We start from the raw sequence: 25,498 nt of genomic DNA on the forward strand, positions 1-25,498 counted from the left end.
ATTAACGTAGAAAGTCTCCGTTCTACTTCAAAATGGATAGGTAAGGGCTGAGTAAAATTTTTAACACGTTTCAACACATGATATCGAATATTCGTTTCACTTTGCTTTTCTTGCTGAGTAATACGTGGTGTTACCATAAATCGGTCTAGCACATTATCTTCACTGAAAATAGGAGGAAGAGCTTCGATGAATGGATTTCTACTATACTCTGATAAAGCTTGTTTCTTATATGTAGCTTCCTCTAAATCGCCTTTAAGGACTAGGCTACTCGTCTTTTCCAAACGCCTCATCTCTTTTCTTCTTTAGTTTTTCCATTAGACTTGAACTAGACCTTTTAGGTATATCATCTTGTACTTTTTCTTTAGTGACAAAATCAATAACACCCGCTTGATCACTAACTATAGTTGATGATAGATCAAACTTTTCCTTTTCACGATTCAACTGTTTTTCCGTATGTTTGTTATCTCTTATCGAAACAATTTTTTCTTTCTTACTAGTCGATTGGTTGAAAGTTTGCCTTTTTTTCTTTTCTGCCCTTTTAATTATTTCGTTCATTACGGCATCTGTATTAATTGTTAGCTGTACTTGATGAGAACGTTCAATTTCTTCCAACTCGCTTCGTAGCTGTTGTTGAAAAATGATTTCCTCTAAAAAATCATTTCGATATTGTTGACTTTGTTCAAGTAATATACATACTTCATAATCCATCCCATTATCATGAGGAATATATATCTTCTCGACATTACGAGGATCATAAACAATTTCAATACTGCGGTTTTTAAGCTTCAGGTACCACTGTTCTTCAATTGCTTGTCGTGAACCATATAACAAGTTTTTAAACTTAATACCTGCTCTAGAAATGGTTGCCTTACCACGTGGTAACACATTTAAGCGTAGAATATTACGATCAATCGTTCGTAAACGCCCTTTACGATTTTGAATTCCCCATTTCCATAAGTTAACCGGCGTTGGTACTAAACTGTCTGAAATCATTTCCTTTTCCATTGGATATTTATCAATAAGTTTATGATTATGGTGAAGTACTAACGTAATTATTAATGTTGTGAATTCTTTAAGATTTAATGTAGCATCTAAGCGATAGTCTTGATCTCCACGTTCTCGATATTCCTTTTGAATTGCACCAGGAGCCTTTTGTTTTATCTTGCCGTTAAACGTACGAAATTTACGTTCAACAATTCCTTTTAAATCTCCTCGGTAAGCTGTGGTATTTTCTATTTTTATATTTAAGTTATTGATTAAATTTTCTACAGAATAACCTTCAAACTCTCCACGGTCTGCAATAATAATTTCGGGTAAATGTTTCGTTGGCCATTGTTCCTCTGTAATCTCGATTCCACATTGCTTACAAAACTCCACCTTGTCAGCTACCATATTATCTAAAGCCATCATCGCTCCAATCCATGAAGGCCCTTCTAATCCAACATATAGTCCTGTTATTATTCGCGAATACACATCGATAACAGCATAAATAACAGGACGACCAATTACTTTATTTACATCAAACGAGCTCACTAAATATATATCTGCAATTGTAGCGTCAATTTGATAACGAGTACCTGGGCCATTCGTTTCCGATTTTGAATTATTTAAAATAGGGCGATGCTTCAGTTCATATTCTTTAGCGCTTTTACGGAACTGAATATCTTTCTTCGGATCTTCTAGTTTCTTAAACCAATAATAAAATTGATTGTAAGATGGAATTCGGTCTGCTTCCCACACTCTGAATTTCATTTCACCATTTTCTTTATAACGGTCTGAATAAAAATCACGTAATATGAAATGATAGACATCTTTTAATGAGTAATTGTTCGTTTTGCGGTAGTATCTATTTATGGCATGCTCAAACTGGATCTTCACTTCATTCGTTATATTAATACCAGTTTGATAATCGCCACTAATATTCACTCTGCGTGGACGACCTGTTTTTGCTTCTGTCAAAGACTTCGCTTTACCCTTACCTCCTGAGTTTGCATAGTCTGGTAACATGGAATTTTTATTCATACCACGCTGCCAATAACGACTAAGCAATTTCTTTATTTTCGTTTTGCCAATTCCACTTGTCTTAACGATTTCAGTAATCTTCTTCTCTCTTCCTTTTTTTCTTAGTAACTCTCTTATATTAGGAAGGATATATTCTTCTACTGTTCTCCAATCTTCTTCACGTTTACGAATTTGAACTTCCGTAAGTTCACTATCTGGAATGGCTTTTGCATAAGGATCACTTACAACAAAAAGCTCATCTTGATTCATCTCTGCCTGTAAGTTTGAATAAATTTCCCTTTGGGGCATAGCACTTGTCGTATCAATATTAACTATATACACATAAGTTTCTTCTATCTCAATAACACGTAGTCTCCTTGAATCAGAAACATATTGAAGCACTTGGTTTATCAATATCATCCGTATTTCACCTTCTTTAGATTACTATCATCAATTGACTTAATGGTGACTGGCTTTTCTAAATCTAAAGGCTCAATCATATCTATGATAATGATTTTTCGAGATAATAAATGATAGAACATCGTTATACCACTACCAAAAGGCAAATGTGTATCTTTATCAAATTCATTTGTGATTTTACGTATGCTTTCTTTAGTTCCTAATAACCTTTGCATTAATGAAATAGATAAATCTTTAATATTCTGGGCACTCATTTCTCTAAATACATCATAGTCTCGAATTTCATAGTAATTGTGAATATAACTGATATTTCTTGCCATTGTTTTATGTATTTCTTCTTCTGTCACTATGCCCCAATTAACTTCTTTTCGATGCCAATACTCACGTTCAATCTCAAATTTTTCAAGTATTCGCTCTTTTAATAATTCATCCTTCATTTTAATTGTATGAGCTACATCAAATATACTTTGTCCATTATTAATCGTTACTAAAAAATCCGTTGTCATCACAATAGGTTCTCCCGTTTTGGGATTGGTAGGATGTTTAATACCTAACTCATCTGCAATGACAATTGTTTCTTCCAGTGGAAGTAAAGGAAATTGTTCACGAATATCCAGGACTAAATCCGAATATTCAGTAATATAAAAGTAGTTTCGTTCTAAATCTGATAAAAACTCATGCTGCCTTTTTGTCTTAATTCCTTTTAAGCGAGTAGATCTACCTAGCGAAGATACATCTTGAATCTTTAACCATGGTTTATATTCTGAACCAATTCCTGAACCACGACCTTCTTTAATCCACTTCTCGATTTCAGATGTTCTTTTTCTTTTAGACATAAAAACACCCCTTTAGACAATCATATCTAAAGGGGTAAAGTTTCGCAACTTTCTTTAAAACATCGTGACTTTCTTCAAAACATCGCATCTTTTTTATAAACATCGCGACTTTATTTCAAAGCCACAATCGACTTTATTACATAAGTCTACCTTATTCTACCGTAACAGACTTAGCCAGATTACGTGGTTTATCTACATCGCAGCCTCTGTGAAGTGCTGCATAGTAGGCGATTAATTGTAACGGTAACACAGAGATTAGGGGTGTTAACAACTCGTGCACTGCTGGAATGATAAAGCGGTCGCCTTCCATTTCTAATCCTTTCATGGAAATGATGCAAGGATTTGCCCCACGCGCAACTACTTCTTTTACGTTTCCGCGAATGCTTAAGTTAACTACTTCTTGTGTTGCTAATGCGATAATAGGTGTGCCATCTTCAATTAAAGCAATGGTTCCATGCTTTAATTCGCCACCTGCGAAACCTTCTGCTTGAATATAAGAGATTTCTTTTAGCTTTAAAGAGCCTTCCAGTCCAACATAGTGATCGATTCCACGGCCAATAAAGAACGCATTGCGTGTTGTTGCTAAATATTCCTTTGCCATGCTTTCAATTTCTTCTTTTTCTTCAAAAATAACTTCCATTGCATTAGCGATAATACCTAACTCATGAATTAAATCAAAACCTGGATCAAAGCCTTTGCTCTTGGCTGTTACTTCAGCAAGAATAGAAAGAACTGCCATTTGTGCCGTATATGCTTTTGTCGAAGCAACGGCAATTTCCGGTCCAGCATATAATAAAAGGGTGTGGTCAGCTTCACGGGATAATGTAGAACCAGGAACATTTGTGATTGTAAGCGTTGGATAGCCTAATTCTTTTACATGTACCAATACTGCTCTGCTGTCTGCCGTTTCGCCACTTTGTGTAATGAAGATAAAGAGTGGTTTTTCAGAAAGCAGCGGCATATTATAACCAAACTCACTTGCAACATGAACCTCAACAGGGACTTGCGCTAGTTTTTCAATAAACTGTTTGCCAAGCAATCCTGCATGATAAGATGTTCCCGCTGCAATGATATATAAGCGGTCTGCTTCCTTAACTGCCCCTACAATAGCAGGGTCAATTGTTAATTTCCCATCATTATCTTGGTATTCTTGAATGATTTTACGGATCGCTACAGGCTGTTCATCTATTTCTTTTAACATATAATGTGGGTATGTTCCTTTTTCAATATCACTAGCATCTAATTCCGCTGTGTATGCTTCCCGGGAAATAACCTCTCCATCTAATGTTTCGATGATCACTTCATCTTTTGTTACAAGCACAATTTCTTTATCGACAAGCTCCACATATTGATTTGTTACTTGCAGCATAGCCATTGCATCACTTGCAACAACGTTAAAGTTTTCGCCTAACCCGACTAAAAGCGGACTTTTGTTTTTAGCGACATAAATAACATCCTTGTTTTGTTCATCCAACAATGCAATCGCATAAGAACCTTTTAACAATTTTAACGTTTGTACAAAGGCTGTTTTTACCTCTTCGCCTGCTTCCACAAAATGTTCGATTAGCTGTACCACTACTTCTGTATCTGTATCACTTTTTAACATTGTTTCTGGAAGATATTCTTTTTTTAATAAATCATAGTTTTCGATTACACCATTATGAACAATCGTAAAACGATCGGATCCGCTTTTATGTGGATGGGCATTTAATTGACTTGGAATACCATGTGTTGCCCAGCGCGTATGACCAATGCCTGCTCTCGCGAATACATCCTCATCAACAATCTTACGCAAATCTGCGATGCGTCCTTTTTCTTTAAACACTTGAATGCCCTCTCCGTTGCTTAAGGCAATACCTGCAGAATCATATCCTCTATATTCAAGCTTTTCTAGCCCTTTTAATAAAATCTCTTTCGCATCTAGGTTTCCAATATAACCAACTATTCCGCACATACTTCTTTTCCTCCGTTCTAGGGAAGCAAGAAGCCATTTTTAGGGGCCATTACTTGCTCCCCTATCTCTGTAGTATTTTTTATTATTAGCATGCTCTTCTCTTTGTCCATTAAGTTGCCTTCATGTTTTAAAGAAGAACCAGCGATTGGCTAATGCAATCGGGAGGCATCCGCCGAAAAATCGATTAACCTCCTCCTCGTCAACTAGTTTTGTGTCGTCCATAACTAGTCCAGGCGCTTTTATTCCTACTTAAACCTCTATCCCCCTTGCAAAAAATAGCGCTTTTTTACAAAAGCAAGTTAATCATACCTCACATGGAAACGTTCCGTCAATTGCTAACTGTTTTCCAAACTACTGGAAGGAAATCCAATTATTTTAAGGAGAAAATCAACTTACTATCACTAGAAGTGCGAGTTCAAAAAGGAGGATAAAAAGGACCAAGAAGTTCGAGGCGGTTTAGCTCTTGAGCATCACAGCGTATGGTGTTAATACGTGAGAAGCGGAAAAGCAAACCAACGAAGAAATTCGACGTGTCATTTTTACCGGACTTTTGAACAACCTCTAGAAAGAAAATCTTTTTTAATAGGAAAACAGGGCAATGAAAATCTAACAAAGTAGTATTTTCATCACCCTATAATTTATGCAAAAGTGTTTTTTTCGTGTCATGGGACATAGTAATAACTTTAAGTGCTTTTAGCAAGCAACTTTCTATTCTTCTATTCCCATCTCTTTTTGCACTACTTCTTCAATTCTATCCACATATGCATTGCATAAGTCTTCTGTAGGAGCTTCTGCCATTATACGGACAAGAGGCTCTGTTCCAGAAGGTCGTACTAAAATTCTGCCATTTCCATTCATTTCTTGTTCTACTTTTGTAATAACTTCTTTTACTTTTTCATTATCTGTTACATGATATTTATCTGTTACTTTAATATTTACAAGTTTCTGTGGGAATTTTTTCATTTCTCCAGCTAGCTCGGAAAGGGGCTTTTTCGTTGCTTTCATAATATTCACAAGCTGTAAGCCCGTTAATAAACCATCCCCTGTTGTATTATAATCAAGGAAAATAATATGACCAGATTGTTCTCCGCCTAGATTGTATCCGCTTTTGCGCATCTCTTCCACTACATATCTATCACCAACTGCAGTTGGAATGCTTGCAATTTGGTGTGCTTCTAATGCCTTGTAAAAGCCTAAATTACTCATTACAGTGGAAACAACGGTGCTCTGCTTTAAACGATTCGTTTCTTTCATGTATTTTGCGCAAATATACATGATCTGATCTCCATCAACTGTTTCTCCGTTCTCATCAACCGCGATTAAGCGATCTCCATCTCCATCAAAAGCAAGACCCACATCTGCTTGTTTTTCCTTAACAAATGCCGCTAGCGCTTCTGGATGAGTAGAGCCAACCCCATCATTAATATTTAAACCATTCGGGGATGCCCCCATTGTCGAGATATCTGCATCTAAATCAGCAAACAAGTGCATCGCTAAAGAAGACGTTGCACCATGTGCACAATCTAATGCAATATGAATATCTGTAAAATCCTCATCAACCGATTGTTTTAAAAATTGAAGATATTTCTGTCCACCTTCAAAATAATCATCTACTTGTCCTAAGTCAGCACCAACCGGTCTTGGCAATGAATCATTTTCTTCATCAATGAAAGCCTCAATTTCTAGCTCTTGTTCATCTGACAGTTTAAAGCCGTCAGGACCAAAAAATTTAATTCCATTATCCGCAACAGGATTATGGGATGCTGAAATCATTACCCCTGCCTGAGCACCTAACACCTTGGTTAAATAAGAAACCCCAGGTGTTGAAATAACACCTAAGCGCATTACTTCAGCACCAATTGATAGCAAACCTGCTACAAGAGCTCCTTCCAGCATATGGCCAGAAATACGAGTATCACGACCAATTAATACTTTTGGCCGGTCTTTATCTTTCGTTAATACAAAACCACCACATCTACCAAGCTTAAATGCTATTTCCGGCGTCAGTTCACTGTTAGCAATTCCTCGTACTCCGTCCGTACCGAAATATTTACCCATTAAATAATCGCTCCTTCTAACTATATTAAAACCTTTTCTTAAGCATCCTTTAAAGTGATAGAAACGCTGGCTGTCTCACTCCCCAATTCCCAGCTTGCGTCATCAGGACCATCAACGCTTACTTGCACTTCATGGTCTCCCTCTTTCAAGCCAGTAACATCTACATAGATGGAAAAGTCTGATGCCTTCATTCCATTCAAGATTGAATCTTTCGCAGTAACCTCCACATTGGTACTTTCGTTTTTAGGAGAAGTAATAGTGCCTTCCAGATTCTCTCCTAATCCTTTTATATTTATTGGAACATTTGATAAAGTTTTTGTGCTAGTTTGTTCGGGCGTGGAAGTCTCTGTTGAATCTGCTTCCCCGTCTGTTTCTGTTTGTTCGTTTGTTTCCTCTGTTGATTCTTCGTTGTTTTCCTTTGCAATGGTTACTTTTACAGTTGCATTTACTAATTGAGGCTGCACAGCTGTAATCCCATTAGAAATAATAACCGGTAATGATAGTATTTGATCTTTTTCAATTTTACTTAAATCAACTTCTACTCGGACATTTTTCGTATCTTTTAATACATTTTCCGCCCCTGAAATTGTTGCTTCTTTCGTATCTAACGTAATAGAATCTATCGTTACATTAGATGGTGGTGAGCCTTTTTTCTCTATTTCAATTGGTACTTTTTTACTTACCCTTTTAACAGGTATCGCTACCTTAACTGTTTCTGGCTCTACTTGTACATCCAATTTATTTAAACTACTATCTAAAGCAGATATCTCTGCATCTTGTTCAATCGATTGTGATGTAGATCCATCAATTTCTACATTTGCTTTTACATAGGCGATTTTATCAATTTCATCCTTCGCACCAGTAATCTTTACTGTGCTTGGATTTACAGTAGCTGCTTCTGCTGAATATCCGTCTGCTATTATTTTGCTGCTATATTCTGCTTCCACCTTAAATTCTCTTGTTACTTTTTCTTTTACAGTTACTTCAACCTGTTTAGGGTCAATCTTCGCTTTCAGCTTATCTGATAAATTCTTAATCTGTAGCTTTACCTCTTTGTTGCCAATTTTTGCATTTGCTAAATCAACATACACTTCAAAATCTTTTCTTTGCTTTGCGATTTGCAAATGACTTGTTGGCCCGGTCAATGTAACATCTACCGTCTTAGGCACACCTGTAACGACCACATTTTCTGTATCGTAATATACTCTTACTGGCACATTTTCGACAACTTCTGTATCATTATCTCCTGGAACATTTACATCACTGGACTCTTTATTTGGATCGTAAACAGTGGAAAATAAAAGCAGCGCCAATGCAAAGGTTATTATTTTCATAAATAAAGTACTATCTATAATTTTATCAAATAGTTTATTCATTTTTCTTCCCCTTCCAGCCCCATTTAACGGAAGAAGTCTGCTTTGTAGATGGTATAATTAAGGCGCTTGTCAAAAGCTCTCTAAATACATCTAGTTTTAAATCACGGTGGAGCTCCGCATTTTTCGTAATGGAAATAGCTCCCGTTTCTTCTGATACTACCACCGTTATACTATCAGTCACTTCACTAATTCCTAAAGCTGCCCGATGCCTAGTGCCCAGTTCCTTTGATATAAACGGACTTTCAGACAAAGGAAGATAACAAGCCGCTGCTGCTATATTTGCTTTTTGTATAACTACCGCTCCATCATGCAAAGGAGTGTTTGGAATAAATATATTAATTAGCAGCTCAGAAGATATTTTTGAATCCAATGAAATACCCGTTTCTATATAATCACTCATACCTGTTTCTTTTTCAATCGATATAAGCGCTCCAATTCTTCTTTTAGCCATATAATCAACGGCTTTGACGATCGATTCAATAATATATTCCTGACTCTCTTCTTCCTGCATTCCGCTTCTAGCGAAAAATTTCCCTCGTCCTAATTGCTCAAGGGCTCGCCTTAACTCCGGCTGGAAGATAATGATTATTGCTAATGCACCCCAATAGATAACTTTCTCCATCATCCAGCTTAATGTTTGTAATTGGAGATAATCACTTAGTAGCTTCACAATAAGAATGACAAAAATTCCCTTTAACAGTTGTACAGCTTTTGTCCCTCTTATGATCATTATTACTTTATAAACGACATACCACACAAGGAGAATGTCTACTGTATTCGCTAAATATTTTAAAAAAGGGAGATCTGCAAACGACATTTTCCTTCCTCCAAAGTATATATTTCAATAGTAGTATTTTATTTTTAACCTACAATTATCATATTATATCATAATTCGTTTTAATACCAATTTAGACAAACTTATTGAATTCTTCCACTTCTTATCGATGCCTTCCTTATTATATGCCTTTTTTCCTCTTAAAAACAAAAATAAGCGGCTTTTCTTTGCACATCACGAAAAGCTCCCCACACTTAAGATGCAGGGAGGCTATTCTTTTCCACTTGGTCATCACCTTTAAAGATATTTACTGTATCAGAAAATACTTTTTTCGTGTGATACCATAACCACTCAAATATTTCATTTACCTCTTTTATTTCCCCGGTAACTTGATCAGCTGATGCCATGTATTTTTTACCATTTATTACCGTAACATCTCCTTGAACCTGACCTTCTATTTTTATATTGCCATTTCGAACAATGATATCTCCTTTTACTACTTCCCCTTTAGGGACAATAGCAGTATCATTCTGTACAACTAAATTCGCTTGCTTCGAAACAGAAAATTGATGATCCTCATTCCAAGCAGACAATAAGCTAGAAACCATTAATATAATAAACAACGATGCTGCCGCAAAAAGCGGATGATGTCTTATCCATCTTTTAAACGTGACTCTCTTCTGTTCCTTTGGCAACATTGCCATTACATTATCCGTAAAATGGACAGGCACTTGTATATGTGAAGTACTTTGCACTAAAGCAATTGTTTTCTTTAATTCATGAAAATGCGTAGAGCAAGCCTCACATTTCTGCAAATGCTCTTTTAATTTTTCTTTATGGTCAGCCTCAATTTCTTCATCGAGATAGTCATGCATATATTCAATAATTTTGTTTGAACAAGTCATACATTTCACCTTCTTTATCAGACATGCCGTAATTGTTTTCTTAATGCTTCTCTTCCTCTGTGGATCCGTGTTTTCACTGTTCCTAAAGGAAGCTCTAAAATTTCACTTATTTCATTCAAAGAAAGTTCCTCGATATACTTCAATACAATAACTGCTCGATATTTATCAGGCAATTTCGAGATTTCTCTCTGTATTAAAGCTTGCAGCTCCAAGCTTTCTACATCATCTTCTGGCAGTCTTGTATTAGAAGATATTTGGGAATACATATTAAGCCCTTCTGTCCCTGGAACTTCTGCATCAAGATAATAATCCGGCTTTTTCTTCCTAATACGATCAATACAAAGATTTGTAGCAATACGATACAGCCATGTCGAAAACTTTAATTCTATGTTAAATCTGTGTATATTAACATATGCGCGAATAAAGGCTTCTTGTGCCATATCTTCTGCTTCATGACGATTGCCAAGCATACGATAGCAAATTTGAAATACCTTGTCCTTATAAAGTTCGATAATTTCGCCAAAGGCATTTTGATCCCCTTTTAATACTTGTTTAATTCTCTTCTTTACTATTGCTTCCATCTATTTTACCTCCGCTCTAAATGCGGCTAATCGATAGTACGTATCGATAGCGGAAAAGGTTTCACTTTAATAATTATTTTTTATATTTTCTTCTTTTGTATATGTTGTATTTTCCTACTAATTGGGAAATTTTAAATAAATTATATGTATTTTTCACTTTTTTTTGATAGACTTGCTATTATTTTAACAAATTATGACACATAATGTTTAAAAATTTTATTATTGGTTATAAAAAAACTAATATTATGCTAAAATCAAGAAAATAAAATGAAGAGATAGATTGAGGGTGAAGCTTATGTCGGAAAAAAAATTGCTCCAAGATATTGAAGAATACCGTGAGATGATGGTTTATCTTGCAAATTGTACATCTTTTTCACACCCAAGAGTTATTGATATAAGCATTAAATTAGATGAATTATTAAATGAATATAACAGCTTCCAACGTTCAAGATACACTCCCAGAAATAATTAAAGTATGACGATGTTAAGAAAAGCGCAGGGTGCCTTGAATAGCTCTGAAGAAAAATGTTCACATTACTCAAAAAAGTGTTTTTTACTTCTAGAGGCATCGGGCAACGCTCACTAGAGCTAGACAGACTTCAAAATTCAACAATTTTATACGTTCTTACCTTTTAAGCAAGGTATCCTTAAAGTGTCCAACTTCACTAGCGTGTATGAATAAATAAACATACATGATTAGTTACAGATAATCCCCCTTAATAGGATGCCTTCTTTATTTATCCAGCTATTAATGAAACTATCCATTTAAAGAACCTTTTAAAACAGCAGTTACCCTAAAGCCGTTAACGCTAGATTCTTCGCCCTAAAAAACTTCCGTAAAACCTTTTCCTTATAAACTTTACACAATAGCTCGGTTTGCTTTTACGAGATTCAACAATCTTTTTGTTTAGAAACTAATTTACTGCTATGAAACTTCTTCATAGAGAAATGCTGCTTCTTCTATTTGATATTTAAAACTTACCGCTAAAAGAATCAACTATTATCTATCGTAATGCAGGCCAAGGATGCTTTCTTAGAAGTTAAAAATAAATTCTAACACTACAAAAAAAGATCAAACACAATTGTGCTTGATCTTTTGGATGAGCCATGGAGGATTCGAACCTCCGACCCTCTGATTAAAAGTCAGATGCTCTACCAACTGAGCTAATGGCTCTTGGCTGGGCTAGCTGGATTCGAACCAGCGCATGACGGAGTCAAAGTCCGTTGCCTTACCGCTTGGCTATAGCCCAATAAAAAAATAAAAGGACATATCTATGTTGTCCAATTTTAAAATGGTGGAGGGGGACGGATTCGAACCGCCGAACCCGAAGGAGCGGATTTACAGTCCGCCGCGTTTAGCCACTTCGCTACCCCTCCGATATTAAAAATCCATTTTATTTCGTGTAAATGGTGCCGGCGAGAGGACTTGAACCCCCAACCTACTGATTACAAGTCAGTTGCTCTACCAATTGAGCTACCCCGGCAAGTATTAATATCTTCTATAATAGTTTCCCTATTAAAAAGGATATTATTCATGTTGTTATCAATTGTTAGTATATGATAAAATGGAAAAGGCTTGTCCATTTTATTTTTCATAAATAACAATATGGTGGAGGATGACGGGATCGAACCGCCGACCCTCTGCTTGTAAGGCAGATGCTCTCCCAGCTGAGCTAATCCTCCATTTGGTGACCCATACGGGATTCGAACCCGTGTTACCGCCGTGAAAGGGCGGTGTCTTAACCGCTTGACCAATGGGCCATATGTTTTTTTTCGTTGTTCTCTCAACTGACAAGATTTATTATATAAAAAACTTATAAGATTGTAAAGTAAAAATAAAAAGTTTAAATTTTCAGATTTTAATAGAGGAATTTTTCTATATTCTGATTCCTAGCTACTAAGAACAGCGCGGGGCGCCTTGTTTATTTCCGAAGAAAAATGCTCTCCAGACTCAAAAAGGGTTTTTACTTTTAGAGGCTAGAAGCATACTCACTAGAGCTTGGCGCTGGCCGGCTAAATACGCCACCACGTCTTGTGAGCTACGTTGAAGTCACCACATCCTTTGGAAAGTCGATGCTTAAAGTAAAGCAGAAGCAGCCTCAAACTTTTTGGTCCTTTTTATCCTCCTTTTTGAGTATGCACTGTAATAACAAGGAGTAAAAATTTTATTTTACTATCCAAATGTGTGATTTAACTTCACCATTATTTGCTTTCACCTTCTATGTTGGTATCCATACTAAAGCTGTGAGGGGAAAAGATATAGACTAATATGAAAAAACGGTCATACGTTTTTTGATAGCGAAATTCATGTGATCTGCGTAACAAATATAGATATTAGGTATTACATGGATCGACTGCTGTAAGATATTAAGACAAGGATCTGAAGGGGAATTAATATCTTATAAGGGAATGTTAAGAAAGATCATATCCAATTATTATTAGCCTGCTCATCAAGTATTGCCCTCAAGTAAATCATACAAGCACCTAAAAGGAAAGTTATCGAGGCTTCATCAAGAGCAGTTTCCTGCGTTAAAAGATTACTGGGGTCAAATACTTATAGCCTAAAACTATTTTTGTGCGACAAAGATAACAACTTTAATTGTAGGCATTTTATTTCCAAATTCAACTCCTTTAGCAGGTGGTCGTTTAAGCTTTTTCCACCACCAAACGAAAGTACTATAGAAAATCTATGTTTGTTTTCTTGAGACAACCTTTGGCAGCTTGTCTTTTATCGAAACCGGTCAGTTGTTGAGTCGGTTCGAAGGGAAAACAACAAACAAAAAAGCCATCTCTCATTAAGGAGAAATGACTTTATATCAACGTTTATAGAGTAAGCTTCCAACCGGACTCGAACCGGTGACCTCTTCCTTACCATGGAAGTGCTCTACCAGCTGAGCTATGGAAGCACTTTGCTAACATATATGTAAAAAACTTATTAAAATAAAAAAATGGCTCCGCAGGTAGGACTCGAACCTACGACCGTTCGGTTAACAGCCGAATGCTCTACCACTGAGCTACTGCGGAATAGTAAAAATATATATGCCTGGCGACGTCCTACTCTCACAGGGGGAGAGCCCCCAACTACCATCGGCGCTGAGAAGCTTAACTTCCGTGTTCGGTATGGGAACGGGTGTGACCTTCTCGCTATCGCCACCAGACTTATTAAGACAATTATTATTATAACGTCTTTTTTAAATTTTTCAAGTGAAATTTTAAAAATTATTCACTGAAAACTAGATTATGTGTAAGAAGAAAGAACCGAATTAATCATTTTTAGTTAAGTCCTCGATCTATTAGTATTTGTCAGCTCCACATGTCGCCATGCTTCCACCTCAAACCTATCAACCTGATCATCTTTCAGGGATCTTACTAGCTTACGCTATGGGAAATCTCATCTCGAGGGGGGCTTCATGCTTAGATGCTTTCAGCACTTATCCCTTCCGCACATAGCTACCCAGCTATGCCTTTGGCAAGACAACTGGTACACCAGCGGTGCGTCCATCCCGGTCCTCTCGTACTAAGGACAGCTCCTCTCAAATTTCCTACGCCCACGACGGATAGGGACCGAACTGTCTCACGACGTTCTGAACCCAGCTCGCGTACCGCTTTAATGGGCGAACAGCCCAACCCTTGGGACCGACTACAGCCCCAGGATGCGATGAGCCGACATCGAGGTGCCAAACCTCCCCGTCGATGTGGACTCTTGGGGGAGATAAGCCTGTTATCCCCGGGGTAGCTTTTATCCGTTGAGCGATGGCCCTTCCATGCGGAACCACCGGATCACTAAGCCCGACTTTCGTCCCTGCTCGACTTGTAGGTCTCGCAGTCAAGCTCCCTTGTGCCTTTACACTCTACGAATGATTTCCAACCATTCTGAGGGAACCTTTGGGCGCCTCCGTTACTTTTTAGGAGGCGACCGCCCCAGTCAAACTGCCCACCTGACACTGTCTCCCACCCCGATAAGGGGTGCGGGTTAGAATGTCAATACAGCCAGGGTAGTATCCCACCAATGCCTCCACCGAAGCTAGCGCTCCAGCTTCCAAGGCTCCTACCTATCCTGTACAAGCTGTACCAAAATTCAATATCAGGCTACAGTAAAGCTCCACGGGGTCTTTCCGTCCTGTCGCGGGTAACCTGCATCTTCACAGGTACTATAATTTCACCGAGTCTCTCGTTGAGACAGTGCCCAGATCGTTACACCTTTCGTGCGGGTCGGAACTTACCCGACAAGGAATTTCGCTACCTTAGGACCGTTATAGTTACGGCCGCCGTTTACTGGGGCTTCAATTCAGAGCTTCGCATTGCTGCTAACCCCTCCTCTTAACCTTCCAGCACCGGGCAGGTGTCAGCCCCTATACTTCGCCTTACGGCTTCGCAGAGACCTGTGTTTTTGCTAAACAGTCGCCTGGGCCTATTCACTGCGGCTCTCTCGGGCTTTAACACCCAAAAGAGCACCCCTTCTCCCGAAGTTACGGGGTCATTTTGCCGAGTTCCTTAACGAGAGTTCTCTCGCTCACCTTAGGATTCTCTCCTCGCCTACCTGTGTCGGTTTGCGGTACGGGCACCTTGAACCTCGCTAGAGGCTTTTCTTGGCAGTGTGGAATCAGGAACTTCGGTACTATATTTCCCTCGCCGTCACAGCTCAGCCTTTATGGTAACGGGATTTTCCTCATTACCAGCCTAACTGCTTGGACGTGCTAATCCAACAGCACGCTTACCCTATCCTCCTGCGTCCCCCCATTACTCAAACGGTTCATAAGGTGGTACAGGAATATCAACCTGTTGTCCATCGCCTACGCTCTTCAGCCTCGGCTTAGGTCCCGACTAACCCTGAGTGGACGAGCCTTCCTCAGGAAACCTTAGGCATTCGGTGGATGAGATTCTCACTCATCTTTCGCTACTCATACCGGCATTCTCACTTCTAAGCGCTCCACCAGTCCTTACGGTCTAGCTTCAACGCCCTTAGAACGCTCTCCTACCACTGACATCAATAGATGTCAATCCACAGCTTCGGTGATACGTTTAGCCCCGGTACATTTTCGGCGCAGAGTCACTCGACCAGTGAGCTATTACGCACTCTTTAAATGGTGGCTGCTTCTAAGCCAACATCCTGGTTGTCTAAGCAACTCCACATCCTTTTCCACTTAACGTATACTTTGGGACCTTAGCTGGTGGTCTGGGCTGTTTCCCTCTTGACTACGGATCTTATCACTCGCAGTCTGACTCCCAAGGATAAGTATTTGGCATTCGGAGTTTGTCTGAATTCGGTAACCCGATGGGGGCCCCTAGTCCAAACAGTGCTCTACCTCCAATACTCTTACCTTGAGGCTAGCCCTAAAGCTATTTCGGAGAGAACCAGCTATCTCCAAGTTCGATTGGAATTTCTCCGCTACCCACACCTCATCCCCGCACTTTTCAACGTGCGTGGGTTCGGGCCTCCATCCAGTGTTACCTGGACTTCACCCTGGACATGGGTAGATCACCTGGTTTCGGGTCTACGACCACATACTTATTCGCCCTATTCAGACTCGCTTTCGCTGCGGCTCCGTCTTCTCAACTTAACCTCGCATGTAATCGTAACTCGCCGGTTCATTCTACAAAAGGCACGCTATCACCCATTAATGGGCTCTAACTACTTGTAGGCACACGGTTTCAGGATCTATTTCACTCCCCTTCCGGGGTGCTTTTCACCTTTCCCTCACGGTACTGGTTCACTATCGGTCACTAGGGAGTATTTAGCCTTGGGAGATGGTCCTCCCTGCTTCCGACGGGATTTCTCGTGTCCCGCCGTACTCAGGATCCACTCAGGAGGGAACGAAGTTTCAACTACAGGGTTTTTACCTTCTATGACTGGCCTTTCCAGACCTATTCATCTACCCCGTTCCTTTGTAACTCCATGTTGAGTGTCCTACAACCCCAAGAGGCAAGCCTCTTGGTTTGGGCTAATCCCGTTTCGCTCGCCGCTACTCAGGGAATCGCGTTTGCTTTCTCTTCCTCCGGGTACTTAGATGTTTCAGTTCCCCGGGTCTGCCTTCAGTACCCTATGTGTTCAGGTAAAGATTCTATCCCATTACGGATAGAGGGTTTCCCCATTCGGAAATCTCCGGATCAAAGCTTACTTACAGCTCCCCGAAGCATATCGGTGTTAGTCCCGTCCTTCATCGGCTCCTAGTGCCAAGGCATTCACCGTGCGCCCTTTCTAACTTAACTTTGGTTTCGGCTAAAGATAAACTTCACATCTCTTCGTCAGCTTCTTCGCTCCGCTCCTCACGTACAAAGTACGTTCCGGTGCTCGCTCCGGCGCTTCCTTGACCTGTTTGTTTCTCTTTACCCTCAAGTTTTTGATAATAGTTTCACTTTTAACAGATTCACTATATCTCAATTTGATACTCTATAAATAGAGAATCTAAGATGGCGATTACTCGGTTTCTTTCTTGGTTCTTACATAATCTAGTTTTCAAGGAACAATTTACGGTTGAAAATAAACTTCACATCTCTTCGTCAGCTCTCTCACTCTGCTCCTCACGTACCTTTGTACGCTCCGGTGCTCGTTCGGTCGCTTCCTTGACCTGTTCGTTTCTTTCCATCCTATAACGGCTGAAAATTAACTTCAACCTACTTTGAGGAATTGCTCCCTCAAAACTGAACAACAAACTCGTCAACAATCTGTGATGGAATGTACATTCCATTTTCCTTAGAAAGGAGGTGATCCAGCCGCACCTTCCGATACGGCTACCTTGTTACGACTTCACCCCAATCATCTATCCCACCTTAGGCGGCTGGCTCACATAAGTGTTACCCCACCGACTTCGGGTGTTACAAACTCTCGTGGTGTGACGGGCGGTGTGTACAAGGCCCGGGAACGTATTCACCGCGGCATGCTGATCCGCGATTACTAGCGATTCCAGCTTCATGTAGGCGAGTTGCAGCCTACAATCCGAACTGAGAATGGTTTTATGGGATTGGCTTGACCTCGCGGTTTTGCTGCCCTTTGTACCATCCATTGTAGCACGTGTGTAGCCCAGGTCATAAGGGGCATGATGATTTGACGTCATCCCCACCTTCCTCCGGTTTGTCACCGGCAGTCACCTTAGAGTGCCCAACTAAATGCTGGCAACTAAGATCAAGGGTTGCGCTCGTTGCGGGACTTAACCCAACATCTCACGACACGAGCTGACGACAACCATGCACCACCTGTCACTCTGTCCCCCGAAGGGGAACGTCCTATCTCTAGGAGTGTCAGAGGATGTCAAGACCTGGTAAGGTTCTTCGCGTTGCTTCGAATTAAACCACATGCTCCACCGCTTGTGCGGGCCCCCGTCAATTCCTTTGAGTTTCAGCCTTGCGGCCGTACTCCCCAGGCGGAGTGCTTAATGCGTTTGCTGCAGCACTAAAGGGCGGAAACCCTCTAACACTTAGCACTCATCGTTTACGGCGTGGACTACCAGGGTATCTAATCCTGTTTGCTCCCCACGCTTTCGCGCCTCAGCGTCAGTTACAGACCAAAGAGTCGCCTTCGCCACTGGTGTTCCTCCACATCTCTATGCATTTCACCGCTACACGTGGAATTCCACTCTTCTCTTCTGCACTCAAGTCCCCCAGTTTCCAATGACCCTCCACGGTTGAGCCGTGGGCTTTCACATCAGACTTAAAGGACCGCCTGCGCGCGCTTTACGCCCAATAATTCCGGACAACGCTTGCCACCTACGTATTACCGCGGCTGCTGGCACGTAGTTAGCCGTGGCTTTCTGGTTAGGTACCGTCAAGGTACGAGCAGTTACTCTCGTACTTGTTCTTCCCTAACAACAGAGTTTTACGATCCGAAAACCTTCATCACTCACGCGGCGTTGCTCCGTCAGACTTTCGTCCATTGCGGAAGATTCCCTACTGCTGCCTCCCGTAGGAGTCTGGGCCGTGTCTCAGTCCCAGTGTGGCCGATCACCCTCTCAGGTCGGCTACGCATCGTTGCCTTGGTGAGCCGTTACCTCACCAACTAGCTAATGCGCCGCGGGCCCATCTGTAAGTGACAGCGTAAACCGTCTTTCAGCTTTCCTACATGAGTAGAAAAGGATTATCCGGTATTAGCTCCGGTTTCCCGAAGTTATCCCAGTCTTACAGGCAGGTTGCCCACGTGTTACTCACCCGTCCGCCGCTAACTTAAAAAGCAAGCTTTTTAAGTCCGCTCGACTTGCATGTATTAGGCACGCCGCCAGCGTTCGTCCTGAGCCAGGATCAAACTCTCCATATAAGAGTAAGATTAGCTCATTGCTAAACTCTAGCTTTTTTTGTTGCTTGTTGTGTCTATAACTTAGTTATAAACGTTTATTGTTGACGTTTTGTTTGTTCAGTTTTCAAAGAGCAATTTGTTGCTGTTGTTAGAAGCAACTTTATTATAATATCACATCAACTTAATTTAAGTCAATAACTTTTTTTAAAAAATTAAATTCGCGTCGAAGTGACGCTTATTAATATACCAAGTTAAGAAATATAAGTCAATATATTATTTCATTTTTTTATCTAAATATTTTTTATTCCTAATTATGTATTGTAAACATACTTTCGGAGGGGCTACTCTTTTTAACAAAGAAAATAGTTCTTGGTACCTTTCCATCATCGCCTTTTTTACACTTTTATCTATTCTTTCATCATTAAGATCAAATATGATCTCATCTAACTCTCGTTTGATTAAATATTCTACTTCCTTTACTTCCGTTTGATTTAGTAATAATCCAATCACATTTGTTCCTCCCTGGTGCAATACGAATTTAAACAGTTTCCTAAGAAAATTCCTTTCTCTCATTAGATTCAATATTCATTTTTTCTATTCAACTTTCTGTATTATTGCCATAATCTCATGGATTATGATTTTTTTGTAATTTTCCTTGATTTTACTTCATAAAATGGGACGAGGTGAGAAATAGATGAATATCTTTTATGTACTTAACGGAAAATCCTTAAAACAATTTGCATTAATAATAGTTGTTTCATTTTTCACAGCATGGTTTTTGTATATGGAGAATATCGTACAAGTACCTGTTTTTTCGGCAAAGGATGGGCCAAAAGCAGTTTATAAAGGTGAAAAAGGAATTGCCCTTACCTTTAACATTGGATGGGGAGATGAGAAGGCAGAACCTATACTTGATACTTTAAAACAAGAAAAAGTAACAGCCACCTTTTTTCTAGCTGGCTCTTGGGCAGAACGACACCCAGATACTGTAAATAGAATTATAAAGGATGGGCACGAAATAGGGATTCTTGGATATGATTATGTTGATTATTCTGAAATAAAAGAAGAGAAAATTACACAAGACCTGTCTAAGGCGAAAACTGCATTTGAAAAATTAAATATTAAAGATATTTCTCTTGCAAGAGCTCCAACTGGTCACTTTAATCAAGAAACATTAAACATAGCAAATCAATATAACTATACACTCGTACATTGGAGCATCGATTCTAAAGATTGGACAAATCCAGGTGTAGATAAAATCATTAAAAATATTTCTTCGGCCAAAAAAGGCGATATTATTCTACTACATGCCTCAGATTCTGCAAAACAAACAGCAAAAGCACTTCCAGCTATTATTGAACGCTTAAAAGGCAAACATTCAAAATTTGTCTCTGTTTCTGAAATGCTATCTAATGCACAATCAAAATCACAAGAAATCAATTGAACATTCATTCCACTCTTTCCCATGCAAAAGATTAGTTACATAATCTTTTGCATTTTTTTATGATAAAAAAGAGACGCTATACACCAAATAGACGATTAGCCTATGATAGGCATTTTCTTTTTATTTCTATGCTGATGAAGTTGGACGATAAAACTTAATATAAAATAACTTAACAGGAATAATATCAGTCAAAAAACAACATTCTACTTAATAGGTGATATTTCATGAAAGGAGCAAAGATTTTATGCTGAGAAAGAGTATTGTCATCCTACTTTTAGCCACTTTTGTTTTAAGCGGCTGTTCTGATAGCGATTCCGCTTCTCAACAAATGGATTATGAACAAACAAAAAAAATGATTGTTGATATATTAAAAACGGATGATGGAAAAAAAGCGATTCGAGATGTTATTGGCGATGAAGAAATTAAACAAAATTTAATTATGAACGAAAAATCGATCAATGATACCATTGAAAAAACGTTAATTTCGGATAAAGCAGCAGATTTCTGGAAAGAAAATTTTAAAGACCCTAAGTTTGCAGAGACAATGGCTAAAAGCATGAAAACCGAAAATGAAAAGCTGTTAAAATCTCTAATGAAAGATCCTGAATACAGAAAAATGATGGTAGAGCTTTTACAAGATCCTGAAATGGAATCAGAAGTGAAGAAAATTCTGAAGAGCACCGAGTATAGAGAGCACCTAGAAAATATCTTAAAAGAAACAATGGATACCCCATCATTTAAGACAAAATTTCAAGATCTATTAGATAAAGCAGCGAAAGAGGCCTCTTCTAATCAAGGGGGAACTAGCAGCAAATCATAAAACTGCTTTTTTTATCAGTAAAAAAGAACTAGTCATGTGACTAGTTCTCTTTATTATCTAATGCTGCTACTATTTTTTCAGCTATTTCTTTATATTTACCCGCTAAAGAATCCGTTTCCTGATAAACAGATGGCGCAAAATCATCTGTATCCCAATTTGGCTGTGCTAAAGGCAATTGCCCTAGCAAAGGAACATCCAAATCTCCAGCTAACTTATTTCCGCCACCTTTTCCAAAAACATACTCTTTATTGCCTGTTTCCTTACTTTGGAAATAAGACATATTTTCAATTACACCTATAATTTCATGCTCTGTTTTTAATGCCATCGCCCCAGCCCTTGCCGCAACAAATGCAGCTGTAGGATGAGGGGTAGTCACAATGATTTCTTTACTGGACGGAAGCATGGAATGTACATCTAGAGCAATATCCCCTGTCCCAGGTGGCAAGTCCAAGATCAAATAATCTAATTCTCCCCAATCTACTTCTCCAAGAAAATTAGCTAACATTTTTCCAAGCATTGGCCCTCTCCAAATAACAGGCGCATTATCTTCAACAAAAAATCCCATGGACATCACTTTTACACCAAATCGTTCAACAGGAATGATTTTTTCCTTATCTACTGCTGGACGTGCAGAGATCCCCATCATATCAGGAATACTAAATCCATATATGTCTGCATCAAGTATGCCTACTCTTTTTCCTAATCTTGCGAGAGATACACCAATGTTTACAGATACAGTGGATTTGCCTACACCGCCTTTTCCGCTCGCAATTGCAAGATAAACAGGCAGTTGCTTAGACGCTTTCTTTCCCTCTTCCAATATCTCTTCCACTAATCTACCTGAAAGTTCAGTAAATCTTAGCCCTACACTTTCTACCCCCTTCTCTTTAAGCATAGAAACAATTTGCTCTTGCAACTCCAACTGAGCAGGAGAACCTAATTTGGCAACAGCGACTTTAATGCTTACATGCCCTTTTTCTTCATACCTTTTAATATCTTTAATAGAATTCAATTCCAATAAGGTTTTATGTAAAAAAGGATCAATCATTTTTTCAAGTATCAACTCTATTTCATCTTTTGTTATCATGATAATCCCCCTATCATTTTACAAATAGTATAACATAAAAAATTTAGGGGTTGCCTTTCTACTATTCCCTCTGAACCAACAATAGCTTTTCTTTCCATGAATTATTTCCCGGGAATATATACCTGATAAAAGGAAGTATTTGCGTCCTTTTATTCTTCATCTTTTATAGGCTCTTCATCTGAAAAATACCGATTAATCCCTTTATATACAGATGCAGCTATTTTATTTTGATACTGATCATCCATTAATTTCAACTTCTCTGTAGGATTGGATAAAAAACCAATTTCAACTAAAGCACCAGGTTTTTTAGCATATTTTAATATATATACACTACCTAATGGTTTTGCTTTCCTAGTCGTATTCTCTAAATTTTCAATTAATTCATCTTGAATAAACTTTGCTGCATCTTCATTTTCTTTTATATGAGGAGCATAGAATGTTTGCGCACCGCTCCACTTTGAAGAAGGAATAGCATTTAAGTGAACACTTAGAAATAAATCTGCATCAGAGTTATTAATAATATTCAACCGTTCTTTCAAATCCTCTACCTTTCGACTACGATAACCTTTTGTATTCTCATCCGCTAGATCTTTATCTTCTTCTCTCGTCATAATGACCAAGGCTCCTTGCTCTTGTAAATAATCACGGATTTTAAGAGAAACCTTCAATGCTATATCCTTTTCTAATACCTCATCGTCTCCTGCTCCACCATCAGGTCCTCCATGTCCTGGATCAATCACAATAATCTTTCCAGTTAACGGAAGGTTCCACGCATCCCAAGAGTCATCATTTGAAAAATCGTATTGTAAAATGAAAAATAGGAGTACTAATCCTATTGTAAATATGCCTATTTTAATTTTTTTATTCACTGTTCTAGTCAGTCCCCCCTGCCCGTCCTTAACAATACTATATGGGACAAGGGGATATTTTAGAACCTGATATAAAACAATTTATCGACGCTAATTTCTGTTCTTTATAACCGGCTAAACAACATCTAATGTAGCCTTAACTTTCTTCTTTTGTTTGCTTTTGTAAATCCTTCTTTCCACCATTCATCTACAAATTGCTCGCATAAATAGAAGAGTGACTCATTTTTACTGCTTTCTTCACTTCCCCAATAAAGCAGAAAATGAAAGAGAGTATCCTTTAAATGTTTATCTTCTTCATAACACCTATTCTTAATCATTTCTTTGCTTTCTCCATAATTGCTAAATTTGCTAAAATTCGCGCCAAGCAGATAAGCTTCAATTGCGACATCATAACAAGCCTCTTCTATTCCTGTATCCATAATTATATTCGAAGTTAAATTAGATGAACCAAAATAACGGGCCACTTTTTCTTTTAAATTTTTTATAGAAATTTCCCTCAGAACCGATCTTTCATATTTCATTTGTTTTTCTCTTTTTTTTTCATCAAAGTTTGTTATAACGGTCACTTTATTTCTCACCCCTTAAAATTAGTTTTTAACTAACCTTTAGGAGTAATACCAGTTACAAACCATTTTTAACATCCAATATATAGATGATTATTTAGATTATTGTAAATCTGAGATAACTTCCAATTAATTAGGAAGCTTTAAAAAAAGCCCCTGATAGTTCAGGGACAAAAAAAACATAAAAGACGAATACTCGTGACAGACCAAGCTCACGCCGAGGATTACTCTAATTTTGTCGATATTTCTTTTATTCGTTTTTGATACCAAGTATAAAAGGAAGCTGCTTTATGAAGAGGGATATCTTTTATGTTAGTATGTATAATCGGCTTCGAACGATTTATCAAGTCTATGGTTGCAAGACCAAAAAACCTCTGCCACTTTGTGCATAATACTTCGATTTCTATAACTTTTTTTCTTTTTGTCATAAACATAGTGGTACTAAAACTACCTTTTTTTATTTGGATAAATTCATTATTTATTACATATCCACTATGAAGAAAATCCAAAACACGATGCAAATACATGAAAATAAAGATAATAACTGAAACATACCAAAAGGACGGCCAAAAGTACATAATAGCCAGCGTCGCTACAATCCATAAATAACTAGGACGTACTAAGCGTGCAATTAAAGCCTTTTTAGAGAGCCTTTCCATTACCTGTTCTACTTCATACTCTGGCAGTAATTCATGAATTATCTCGTATGCCCTTTTATTCGGTAAAAACGGATACAAAGAATTGGTTTCTAATTCACTCTCTCCTGTATCACCCGCACTTATTAACTTCACCTCTGTAATACGAAGCAGCCTCTTCATGAGCGTTTGCTTTATTTCAATCGCCTGTACTTTCTCTTTTAAAATAGAGAAAGATATTTCTTCTACTAAGCCTTTCTTTATATAAATCTTATTGGCATCAGAAGATATTTCATAATTACCATACTTCCAAAAGGTGCGTACTATACCGAACAATATTCCTGCAATTAGAAATACAACAAATACAAGAAAGATAACCCACCAATAACGGAAAACTATATGTACTATATCTTCTGTGATCGTATCTAAACGAAAAACATCATCGATATGAAAATAAACAGTGGAGAAAAAGGGGATTATCGCTAGAAAACTTAAAGAAGTAAATGAAGCTCTAATTAAATCTTTTTTTACTGCTTTAAAATGGATTATCCTTTCCTTATCGTTTTCATTTCCTTCCATTTCCTCCTTCACCACTTTCTCGAGAATATCTTGATTTCCATTAATAGACCTCTCAATCCAGTCTGCCTCTTTCTCCGATATAGCAACAAAGGAAATAGAACTTTCATCACTTGTTTCCCCAGTCTCTAAAGTAAGGGAAGTAGCTCTCCCCATTCTATGTAAAATAGTTGTCCGTCTTTGAATATTTTGGATTTTATTTAAAGCAACCGTGCGATAAGACTTTGTTAATTGTTTATGGCAAACTAAATATGTAGGGTATGGCAATTAATTTATGCAGTGTCCGGAGGACACTGCATAAATTAAAAAAACCACTTGTCAACATTCCAAAATACACATACACTTCCTGTTGGGACAAACAAGCGCAGGAG

At 38.4% G+C, this 25,498-nt stretch carries 16 protein-coding genes, 8 tRNA genes, 3 rRNA genes and 1 pseudogene; 3 read left to right on the forward strand and 25 right to left on the reverse strand.

What is annotated here, in order from left to right; all coding sequences use genetic code 11:
- The 9 genes and pseudogenes from AC5LWL_RS00005 to sigW all read right to left on the reverse strand — a co-directional run.
- Positions 1-290 (reverse strand): annotated as a pseudogene (locus tag AC5LWL_RS00005) (ATP-binding protein); the annotation flags it as partial.
- A complete protein-coding gene (locus tag AC5LWL_RS00010) occupies positions 265-2,421 on the reverse strand; it encodes a TnsB C-terminal domain-containing protein (protein WP_493432463.1) in 2,157 nt (718 codons plus the stop codon). The gene AC5LWL_RS00010 and the pseudogene AC5LWL_RS00005, both read right to left, overlap by 26 nt.
- The gene (locus AC5LWL_RS00015) at positions 2,418-3,257 is read right to left on the reverse strand and encodes a TnsA endonuclease N-terminal domain-containing protein (RefSeq protein WP_493432464.1); all 840 of its coding nucleotides are present in this window, start codon (positions 3,255-3,257) and stop codon (positions 2,418-2,420) included. The genes AC5LWL_RS00010 and AC5LWL_RS00015 overlap by 4 nt, the downstream gene beginning before the upstream one ends.
- 151 nt (positions 3,258-3,408) lie before the next feature.
- The gene (gene glmS / locus AC5LWL_RS00020) at positions 3,409-5,211 is read right to left on the reverse strand and encodes a glutamine--fructose-6-phosphate transaminase (isomerizing) (protein WP_493432465.1); all 1,803 of its coding nucleotides are present in this window, start codon (positions 5,209-5,211) and stop codon (positions 3,409-3,411) included.
- 708 nt (positions 5,212-5,919) lie between these two features.
- A complete protein-coding gene (gene glmM / locus AC5LWL_RS00025; RefSeq protein WP_493432466.1) occupies positions 5,920-7,269 on the reverse strand; it encodes a phosphoglucosamine mutase in 1,350 nt (449 codons plus the stop codon).
- Positions 7,270-7,307: 38 nt separating this feature from the next.
- Entirely contained in the window at positions 7,308-8,645 is a 1,338-nt protein-coding gene (locus tag AC5LWL_RS00030; RefSeq protein ID WP_493432467.1) for a CdaR family protein, read from the reverse strand.
- A complete protein-coding gene (cdaA, locus tag AC5LWL_RS00035; RefSeq protein ID WP_493432468.1) occupies positions 8,638-9,462 on the reverse strand; it encodes a diadenylate cyclase CdaA in 825 nt (274 codons plus the stop codon). Before cdaA ends, AC5LWL_RS00030 begins: the two co-directional genes overlap by 8 nt.
- Before the next feature lie 212 nt (positions 9,463-9,674).
- Positions 9,675-10,325, reverse strand: a complete 651-nt coding sequence (locus tag AC5LWL_RS00040) for a zf-HC2 domain-containing protein (RefSeq protein ID WP_493432469.1) — start codon at positions 10,323-10,325, stop codon at positions 9,675-9,677.
- Between the two features lie 17 nt (positions 10,326-10,342).
- Complete coding sequence (sigW, locus tag AC5LWL_RS00045; protein ID WP_493432470.1) at positions 10,343-10,906, reverse strand: RNA polymerase sigma factor SigW; 564 nt, start codon at positions 10,904-10,906, stop codon at positions 10,343-10,345.
- Between the two features lie 295 nt (positions 10,907-11,201).
- Between sigW and AC5LWL_RS00050 the strand changes: the two genes are divergently transcribed.
- Positions 11,202-11,378 carry a Spo0E family sporulation regulatory protein-aspartic acid phosphatase gene (locus AC5LWL_RS00050; protein WP_493432471.1) on the forward strand — a complete coding sequence of 59 codons (177 nt, stop codon included), beginning with the start codon at positions 11,202-11,204 and terminating at the stop codon, positions 11,376-11,378.
- A gap of 629 nt (positions 11,379-12,007) precedes the next feature.
- On the opposite strand, the gene AC5LWL_RS00055 is transcribed toward AC5LWL_RS00050, so the two are convergent.
- The 12 genes from AC5LWL_RS00055 to AC5LWL_RS00110 all read right to left on the reverse strand — a co-directional run bounded on the left by AC5LWL_RS00055 (position 12,008) and on the right by AC5LWL_RS00110 (position 19,643).
- A tRNA-Lys gene (locus AC5LWL_RS00055) sits at positions 12,008-12,080 on the reverse strand.
- 1 nt (position 12,081) lies between these two features.
- Positions 12,082-12,156, reverse strand: a tRNA-Gln gene (locus AC5LWL_RS00060).
- Between the two features lie 43 nt (positions 12,157-12,199).
- Positions 12,200-12,283 (reverse strand) — tRNA-Tyr (locus AC5LWL_RS00065).
- Positions 12,284-12,314: 31 nt separating this feature from the next.
- Positions 12,315-12,390 (reverse strand) — tRNA-Thr (locus tag AC5LWL_RS00070).
- A 123-nt stretch (positions 12,391-12,513) separates the two neighbouring features.
- Positions 12,514-12,589 (reverse strand) — tRNA-Val (locus AC5LWL_RS00075).
- A 3-nt stretch (positions 12,590-12,592) separates the two neighbouring features.
- Positions 12,593-12,667: transfer RNA gene (locus AC5LWL_RS00080), tRNA-Glu, on the reverse strand.
- Positions 12,668-13,739: 1,072 nt separating this feature from the next.
- Positions 13,740-13,812 (reverse strand) — tRNA-Thr (locus AC5LWL_RS00085).
- Positions 13,813-13,855: 43 nt separating this feature from the next.
- Positions 13,856-13,930: transfer RNA gene (locus AC5LWL_RS00090), tRNA-Asn, on the reverse strand.
- A gap of 17 nt (positions 13,931-13,947) precedes the next feature.
- Positions 13,948-14,064 (reverse strand): 5S ribosomal RNA (rrf, locus tag AC5LWL_RS00095).
- A gap of 115 nt (positions 14,065-14,179) precedes the next feature.
- Positions 14,180-17,116 (reverse strand): 23S ribosomal RNA (locus AC5LWL_RS00100).
- 488 nt (positions 17,117-17,604) lie between these two features.
- A 16S ribosomal RNA gene (locus AC5LWL_RS00105) occupies positions 17,605-19,154 on the reverse strand.
- Together the 16S, 23S and 5S rRNA genes with 2 tRNA genes alongside form the textbook arrangement of a ribosomal RNA operon.
- Positions 19,155-19,406: 252 nt before the next feature.
- Complete coding sequence (locus AC5LWL_RS00110; RefSeq protein ID WP_493432472.1) at positions 19,407-19,643, reverse strand: hypothetical protein; 237 nt, start codon at positions 19,641-19,643, stop codon at positions 19,407-19,409.
- A 184-nt stretch (positions 19,644-19,827) separates the two neighbouring features.
- Between AC5LWL_RS00110 and pdaB the strand changes: the two genes are divergently transcribed.
- Together pdaB and gerD are read left to right on the forward strand one after the other, a co-directional pair.
- A complete protein-coding gene (gene pdaB, locus AC5LWL_RS00115) occupies positions 19,828-20,577 on the forward strand; it encodes a polysaccharide deacetylase family sporulation protein PdaB (protein ID WP_493432473.1) in 750 nt (249 codons plus the stop codon).
- A gap of 244 nt (positions 20,578-20,821) precedes the next feature.
- Positions 20,822-21,397 carry a spore germination lipoprotein GerD gene (gene gerD, locus AC5LWL_RS00120; RefSeq protein ID WP_493432474.1) on the forward strand — a complete coding sequence of 192 codons (576 nt, stop codon included), beginning with the start codon at positions 20,822-20,824 and terminating at the stop codon, positions 21,395-21,397.
- A gap of 40 nt (positions 21,398-21,437) precedes the next feature.
- Here the strand turns inward: gerD and AC5LWL_RS00125 are convergent, their stop codons facing one another.
- The 4 genes from AC5LWL_RS00125 to AC5LWL_RS00140 form a co-directional block, all read right to left on the reverse strand.
- Positions 21,438-22,484 (reverse strand): Mrp/NBP35 family ATP-binding protein, encoded by a 1,047-nt coding sequence (locus tag AC5LWL_RS00125; RefSeq protein WP_493432475.1) that lies wholly within the window; start codon positions 22,482-22,484, stop codon positions 21,438-21,440.
- Between the two features lie 149 nt (positions 22,485-22,633).
- Positions 22,634-23,353, reverse strand: coding sequence for an N-acetylmuramoyl-L-alanine amidase CwlD (gene cwlD / locus AC5LWL_RS00130; protein ID WP_493432476.1), 720 nt, complete (start codon positions 23,351-23,353; stop codon positions 22,634-22,636).
- A gap of 125 nt (positions 23,354-23,478) precedes the next feature.
- The gene (locus tag AC5LWL_RS00135; RefSeq protein WP_493432477.1) at positions 23,479-23,919 is read right to left on the reverse strand and encodes a DUF2521 family protein; all 441 of its coding nucleotides are present in this window, start codon (positions 23,917-23,919) and stop codon (positions 23,479-23,481) included.
- A 221-nt stretch (positions 23,920-24,140) separates the two neighbouring features.
- Positions 24,141-25,394: a PH domain-containing protein gene (locus AC5LWL_RS00140; protein WP_493432478.1), complete on the reverse strand. Its 1,254-nt coding sequence runs from the start codon at positions 25,392-25,394 to the stop codon at positions 24,141-24,143.
- Between the last annotated feature and the right edge of the window lie 104 nt (positions 25,395-25,498).

The sequence above is a fragment of the Niallia sp. WK069_GA_01 genome (genome assembly GCF_983173855.1).

Coding starts and splice junctions, on each gene's coding strand:
- AC5LWL_RS00010 (WP_493432463.1), bottom strand. CDS start 2,421: ATGATATTGATAAACCAAGTGCTTCAATATGTTTCTGATTCAAGGAGA.
- gerD (WP_493432474.1), top strand. CDS start 20,822: ATGCTGAGAAAGAGTATTGTCATCCTACTTTTAGCCACTTTTGTTTTA.
- AC5LWL_RS00050 (WP_493432471.1), top strand. CDS start 11,202: ATGTCGGAAAAAAAATTGCTCCAAGATATTGAAGAATACCGTGAGATG.
- glmM (WP_493432466.1), bottom strand. CDS start 7,269: ATGGGTAAATATTTCGGTACGGACGGAGTACGAGGAATTGCTAACAGT.
- pdaB (WP_493432473.1), top strand. CDS start 19,828: ATGAATATCTTTTATGTACTTAACGGAAAATCCTTAAAACAATTTGCA.
- glmS (WP_493432465.1), bottom strand. CDS start 5,211: ATGTGCGGAATAGTTGGTTATATTGGAAACCTAGATGCGAAAGAGATT.
- sigW (WP_493432470.1), bottom strand. CDS start 10,906: ATGGAAGCAATAGTAAAGAAGAGAATTAAACAAGTATTAAAAGGGGAT.
- AC5LWL_RS00015 (WP_493432464.1), bottom strand. CDS start 3,257: ATGTCTAAAAGAAAAAGAACATCTGAAATCGAGAAGTGGATTAAAGAA.
- cdaA (WP_493432468.1), bottom strand. CDS start 9,462: ATGTCGTTTGCAGATCTCCCTTTTTTAAAATATTTAGCGAATACAGTA.
- AC5LWL_RS00125 (WP_493432475.1), bottom strand. CDS start 22,484: ATGATAACAAAAGATGAAATAGAGTTGATACTTGAAAAAATGATTGAT.
- AC5LWL_RS00040 (WP_493432469.1), bottom strand. CDS start 10,325: ATGACTTGTTCAAACAAAATTATTGAATATATGCATGACTATCTCGAT.
- AC5LWL_RS00030 (WP_493432467.1), bottom strand. CDS start 8,645: ATGAATAAACTATTTGATAAAATTATAGATAGTACTTTATTTATGAAA.